Annotated in this window: 6 protein-coding genes; 2 read left to right on the forward strand and 4 right to left on the reverse strand. The window is 44.6% G+C overall.

From position 1 onward, the window contains the following. Positions 1-78 precede the first annotated feature (78 nt). The 4 genes from LNL84_RS17955 to LNL84_RS17970 form a co-directional block, all read right to left on the reverse strand. The gene (locus LNL84_RS17955) at positions 79-1,092 is read right to left on the reverse strand and encodes a Fe(3+) ABC transporter substrate-binding protein (protein WP_244359088.1); all 1,014 of its coding nucleotides are present in this window, start codon (positions 1,090-1,092) and stop codon (positions 79-81) included. Between the two features lie 149 nt (positions 1,093-1,241). Further along, the gene (locus LNL84_RS17960; protein WP_244359089.1) at positions 1,242-2,471 is read right to left on the reverse strand and encodes an ammonium transporter; all 1,230 of its coding nucleotides are present in this window, start codon (positions 2,469-2,471) and stop codon (positions 1,242-1,244) included. 18 nt (positions 2,472-2,489) lie between these two features. Further along, positions 2,490-2,828 (reverse strand): P-II family nitrogen regulator, encoded by a 339-nt coding sequence (gene glnK, locus LNL84_RS17965; protein ID WP_244359091.1) that lies wholly within the window; start codon positions 2,826-2,828, stop codon positions 2,490-2,492. Between the two features lie 211 nt (positions 2,829-3,039). Beyond that, positions 3,040-3,414 carry a YacL family protein gene (locus tag LNL84_RS17970; RefSeq protein WP_244359093.1) on the reverse strand — a complete coding sequence of 125 codons (375 nt, stop codon included), beginning with the start codon at positions 3,412-3,414 and terminating at the stop codon, positions 3,040-3,042. Positions 3,415-3,503: 89 nt separating this feature from the next. Between LNL84_RS17970 and LNL84_RS17975 the strand changes: the two genes are divergently transcribed. Both LNL84_RS17975 and LNL84_RS17980 read left to right on the forward strand, forming a co-directional pair. Continuing rightward, the gene (locus tag LNL84_RS17975) at positions 3,504-4,649 is read left to right on the forward strand and encodes a sugar diacid recognition domain-containing protein (RefSeq protein ID WP_244359095.1); all 1,146 of its coding nucleotides are present in this window, start codon (positions 3,504-3,506) and stop codon (positions 4,647-4,649) included. A 279-nt stretch (positions 4,650-4,928) separates the two neighbouring features. Beyond that, entirely contained in the window at positions 4,929-6,077 is a 1,149-nt protein-coding gene (locus tag LNL84_RS17980) for a glycerate kinase (protein WP_244359097.1), read from the forward strand. Positions 6,078-6,112 lie beyond the last annotated feature (35 nt).

The following is a 6,112-nucleotide window of genomic DNA, read 5'->3' on the forward strand; positions in this document are numbered from 1 at the left end:
ACACATACATCATGCGACCTTACGTCGTAGTGTACTTAATAAGAGGATAATAGGGGCATTATACTCCCCTTTTCCCGATTATAGGTCAAACTTAACTTCATCTAACAATTTGATTGCTGTTGTGTGGTAACCCGCAATATCGTCAAGTGACACATCATCCGCTTTAAAGTCGCCCCATGATGCCACTAACTCAGAACGCTTGACGCCTTCTTTTACTGGGTACTCATAGTTAACTTCGGCATACATTTGCTGTGCTTTTTCGCCAGTCAAAAACTCCATAAGCTTTAATGCATTGTCTTTGTTTGGCGAATATTTAGCCATTGCCATACCACTCACATTAACATGGGTACCTTCAGTTTTCTGATTTGGGAAGTTGATATAAACCGCATCAGCCCATGCTTTTTGGTCTTTGTCATTCACCATTTTGCCTAGGTAGTAGCTGTTACCCAGAGAAACGTCACAAAGACCTTCGCGAATTGCCTTAACTTGAGCACGGTCGTTACCTTGCGGCTTGCGAGCTAGGTTTGCTTTAACACCTTCTAGCCATGTTTTAGTTTCCGCTTCGCCGTGATGCGCGATCATAGAAGAAACAAGAGAAACGTTGTAAGGGTGCTTACCGCTGCGCGTACAAATTTTGCCTTTGTACTCAGCATTAGTAAGATCGGCGTAGTTAAATTCGTCACCTAGCTTACCTACTCTGTCCTTTGAAGAGTACACATTACGAGTACGCAACGTCAGTGCGAACCACTCGTTTTCTTTATCACGGTATTGCGACGGTACATTGCCATTAATCGTTGCACTGTCTACCGCTTGAACAACGTCTTTGTCCGTCAACTCAGCTAGACGGCTAATGTCTGTTGTTAGAATAACATCAGCCGGGCTGTACTCGCCTTCTTGAACGAGTTTTTCTGCTAGCCCTTTCTTGGCAAATTTAACATTAACTTTAATACCCGTCTCTTTAGTAAACTCGTTAAACATTGGTTCAACTAGGAAAGGTTGGCGGTAAGAGTAAACATTGACTTCCTCAGCAGCCATAGTCATTGGTGAAACCACACCACATGCGATTGCCGATAGGGCGAGCATTTTTTTCATTCTTAAAATTCCTTAATTCGTAATGAGAACGTTTATCACTCGCGTTATTATATTCATCTAGGTTTGGATTACAATGATCCAAAACAAAAAAACCTGCCATTGAATGGCAGGTTTTTAATTAACCAGATAATTGCTTATCGAGGCTCACATTATTTCATGCTAACAAACTCAGGATAGGCGCCGATACCACAATCGTGCATGTCCATACCTTCAAGTTCTTCCTCTTCTGTTACACGAATACCGATGGTTGCTTTCAACACAGCCCATACCGCTAGACTCGCTGCAAAGACCCAACCGAAGATAACCGCAGCACCAAGTAGCTGTGCACCAAACGTTGCATCACCATTACTTAGTGGCACAACCATTACACCGAAGAAACCACAAACACCGTGCACAGAAATCGCGCCCACTGGATCATCAATCTTAAGCTTGTCTAGGCCAATGATACTAAATACAACCAAAGCACCGGCAACCGCACCAATTGCTAAAGAGTAAACTGGAGATGGTGACAATGGGTCAGCAGTAATGGCTACAAGACCTGCTAGTGCACCGTTAAGAATCATTGTTAAGTCCGCTTTACCCCAAGTTGTTTTACACACTAGCATTGCTGCAATCGCACCTGCTGCTGCTGCTGCGTTGGTGTTAAGGAAGATTTGTCCTACAGCTGTCGCATTCTCAAAGTCAGAAACCATTAATTGAGAACCACCGTTAAAGCCAAACCAACCCAACCAAAGAATAAAGGTACCTAAAGTTGCCAAAGGCATGTTTGAGCCAGGAATTGGGTGGATTTCACCGTTTTTACCGTATTTACCTTTACGAGCACCAAGCAGTAGTACACCCGCTAACGCTGCAGCTGCACCAGCCATATGAACGATACCAGAACCTGCAAAGTCACTAAAGCCAGCCTCAGATAGGAAGCCTCCGCCCCATGTCCAGTACCCTTCCATTGGGTAGATAAACGCTGTTAACGCGACAGAAAACACTAAGAAAGCCCATAACTTCATTCGCTCTGCCACAGCACCAGATACAACAGACATTGCTGTCGCAACAAATACGACTTGGAAGAAGAAATCTGACTCTAGCGAGTGATCTGCGCCTTCAGCTTGAGTGCCAATTAGTGCACCAAACGAAGGTAGCCAGCTAGATTCTCCGTTATCAACATACATGATGTGATAACCCACTAGAAGGTAGCAAGTACACGCAATTGCGTATAAACAGAAGTTTTTCGTCAAGATTTCCGTCGTGTTCTTTGAACGAACAAGACCCGCTTCAAGCATGGCAAAACCTGCTGCCATCCACATCACCAACGCGCCCGAAATGAGGAAGTAAAAGGTGTCTAACGCGTATCTTAGTTCACTTACAGTAGTCGCTAATTCCATAATAATATCTCCAATCCCTTAAAGTGCTTCTGCGTCCATTTCACCCGTACGGATACGAACGGCTTGATTCAGGTCGTAGACAAAAATCTTTCCGTCACCAATTTTTCCTGTTTGAGCGGCTTGAGAAATCGCATCGACCACTCGCTCAACGTTATCAGCGTGAGTCGCAATTTCGAGTTTAACCTTCGGTAGAAAATCGACTTGATATTCGGCACCGCGATACAGCTCTGTGTGACCTTTCTGACGGCCAAATCCTTTGACCTCAGAAACTGTCATCCCTTCAATACCTACATCAGCAAGTGCTTCTCTTACATCATCCAATTTAAATGGTTTGATAATCGCATTAATTAATTTCATGGCATCCCCTCTGCGCCTAGTATCCCTTTAACAGTTAACTAACAATCAAGGAGCGTGCCAATTTTTTAACCCATTGTTTATAAAGAACTTATTAATTAATGTTAAATAAAATAAAAGCAACCCGCACCAAAATGGTGCGAGCTGCTCACAATAATAATGCATGGATTGATGATGGCACTATATAAGTGCAAAAGAGTACAAAGCCCTTTCTTTAGCGATTGTGAATGAAGTCATCCCACTGCTGAAGCATGGAAGCAAAATCTTCTATACCCGACTCACTGGTACTTTCACTATCGTAAAGGGCAAAATCTTCTCCCGAATTGTCTATTGCGTCATAACGTGTTGAATTTTCGTAAATCTGAACTTCAAAATTGTGGAATACCAACGATATTTCAGGGCCTACTTTGCGAATTTCTTGAGTTGGGTACGCTAGGGATTGCTCGATAAGTTGTTGGACTTCGAGTATTTTTTGGGCATCTGCACCCACATCTTCATGTAACCAACGAGCCAACACCTCATGGCCCATCTCACACTTAATCAGATACTCTCCGGTTAAGCTGTTTTTAATAAACTCAAATTCCATCATTACGTCTCAATTAGATATCACGTCAATTATACCTCATTCGCAAATGGATTCGGGTATACTGGCCACAACTATTCTGCAGGATGGACTCGATGCAATTAAACCCCTTGATCGCTAAACAGATTGTCGAGCGTGCGAAAAAAATCCTTCATTGCTCAATTAATGTAATGGATGAGAATGGCGTCATCATTGGTTCAAGCGATACAAGTCGACTTCATCAAACCCACGAAGGTGCATTGCTGGTCATCCATGACAATCGCACCATCGAAATTGACGACTCGGTTGCATCAACTCTTGCTGGTGTGAAGCAAGGTATTAATTTGCCCATTCTGTATGCTGACAATGTAGTTGGCGTAGTCGGTTTATCTGGTGCTCCAGCTGAAGTTAGAAAATACGGTGAACTGGTAAAAATGACCGCTGAGCTTATCGTCGAGCAAGCGGCAATGATGTCGCAAATACAGTGGAGTAAGCGGCATCGTGAAGAGTTATTACTACAGCTCATTCAAGGCAGTGAGCTCAATGAAAATCAACTCCTTTCCATTGCTCAACAGCTGGATCTCAACTTAGTTCGACCCAGAGTTGCTGCGATCATCAAAATTATTCCTAAGCCAAATGACACGGTGACCTTAGAGCATCTCCAAAAGCTCGTTCACCTTCTCGAGCACCCTGAACGCGATAATATCGTTGGCATCGTCTCTGTTTCTCTCAATGAAGTGGTTGTTCTCCAACCTGTCACGCTTGTCGACAACACCTATGATCATTACCAAGAACGTAAACGAGCCCAAAAGCTACTCAGGCGTATCAAGGCTGCGTGCCATTCATCCACCCAAATAGCAATTGGAGAGCACTTTTCTGGTTTGTCAGGGCTGACCAAATCCTACCAAACGGCCAGAGCAACCTTAGACGCCAACCGCTCATTAGACACACCAATCCTGTTTTACCAAGAACACAAACTGTCTGTCTTAATTAGTGCCGTTCGAAACGACCCCTGGAGCAGAGCACAGTTAACAGCCCCGCTAGATAAGCTGGTCAAAGCCGACACCAAAGAGGTCCTCCTTAAGACTCTTTCGGTCTTTTTTGAGCAAAACTGTGATCTTTCTCAAACTTGTGACAGATTACATATTCACCGTAATACCCTGCGCTATCGCCTAGAGCAAATAGAGAACAAAACAGAGTTAAATATCAATAAGCTAGATGAAAAAGTACAACTCTATTTGGCTTTAAAATGTTTACTTTAATTAGTAAGCAAATATCACTTTGCACAAAAAGATCATATTAACACCTTATAAATTAGTCATCTCGCACAAAGACATTCGTACTTTATGCTTTTATTCTGTTCAATATTCTTCGAACAATACCACCCGGGTTCGGCCATGATTCACTCCGGCGGTAACGTAGATATGGATATTCGTGTGCACTCAAATTCATTTCTTATTAGTCTGAGGTGAGCTTAGTGAGCGTTTTGATCTCAGAGATGAACCAAGGCTTATTTGGTTTATTTGTATAAGGGTTACGGTATGAAAATTGTTATTGCTCCAGATTCCTATAAGGAAAGTCTTACTGCTATGGAAGTCGCTCAGTCAATAGAGACGGGATTTAAGCAAATATTCACAGAAGCAGAATTTATCAAACTGCCAATGGCTGATGGTGGTGAGGGTACGGTTCAATCTCTGGTCGATGCGAACGATGGTTCCATCGTATCATGCTCTGTCACAGGCCCACTGGGTAAACAAGTTGACGGTTTCTACGGCCTTATGGGTGATGAGTCTACGGCTATTATTGAAATGGCAGCCGCCTCGGGGTTGCACCTTGTTGCGCCAGAGCAGCGTGACCCCATGGTGACCACAACATTCGGCACGGGGGAACTCGTTAAAGCAGCACTCGATCGTGGTGTTAAGCACATTATCGTAGGTATTGGCGGCAGTGCGACCAACGATGGCGGCATCGGAATGGCACAGGCTTTGGGTGCAAGCTTTCTTGATGCTCAGGGCAACGAATTGGGGTTTGGCGGCGGTGAATTAAGTAAACTTGCTAGCATCGACCTTTCGCGGCTGGATCCTCGTCTGCAAGCGATCAAGTTAGAAGTCGCGTGTGATGTCGACAACCCGCTTTGTGGAGCCAAAGGCGCGTCTCATGTATTTGGCCCCCAAAAAGGTGCCACACCAGAGATGGTAGTGACACTAGACAAGAATCTAGCGCATTATGCAGACGTCATTAAAGCAACCAACGGCCGTGACGTTATCGATATCTCTGGTGCGGGAGCAGCGGGTGGCCTAGGCGCTGCGTTATTGGGGCTATTTGATGCGTCGCTTCGTCCAGGTATTGACATTGTTATGGACGCAGTGCGGTTAAGTGATGTCATCAAAGACGCGGATCTAGTGATTACAGGTGAGGGTCGCATTGATAGCCAAACCATTCACGGTAAAACACCGATTGGCGTTGCTCGCACAGCCAAGCGTTACGATATTCCTGTGATTGCGATTGCCGGGAGCACGGCAAAAGATTGTGCAATCGTTCATAAGCACGGCATTGATGCAGTGTACAGCGTGGTCCTTGGCGCTACTGATCTGCCAACCGCGCTTAAAGAAGCTGCCTTCAACGTTGAAATGACCTCACGAAATGTTGCGGCGGCGATGGCAATGCCGTTTGGCAAGAAAAGGGACTAACGCCCGTTTTCTCCTCATAAAAAAAGCCGCTGGTG

Source organism: Vibrio gelatinilyticus (genome assembly GCF_022836845.1).
GTDB lineage: Bacteria > Pseudomonadota > Gammaproteobacteria > Enterobacterales > Vibrionaceae > Vibrio > Vibrio gelatinilyticus.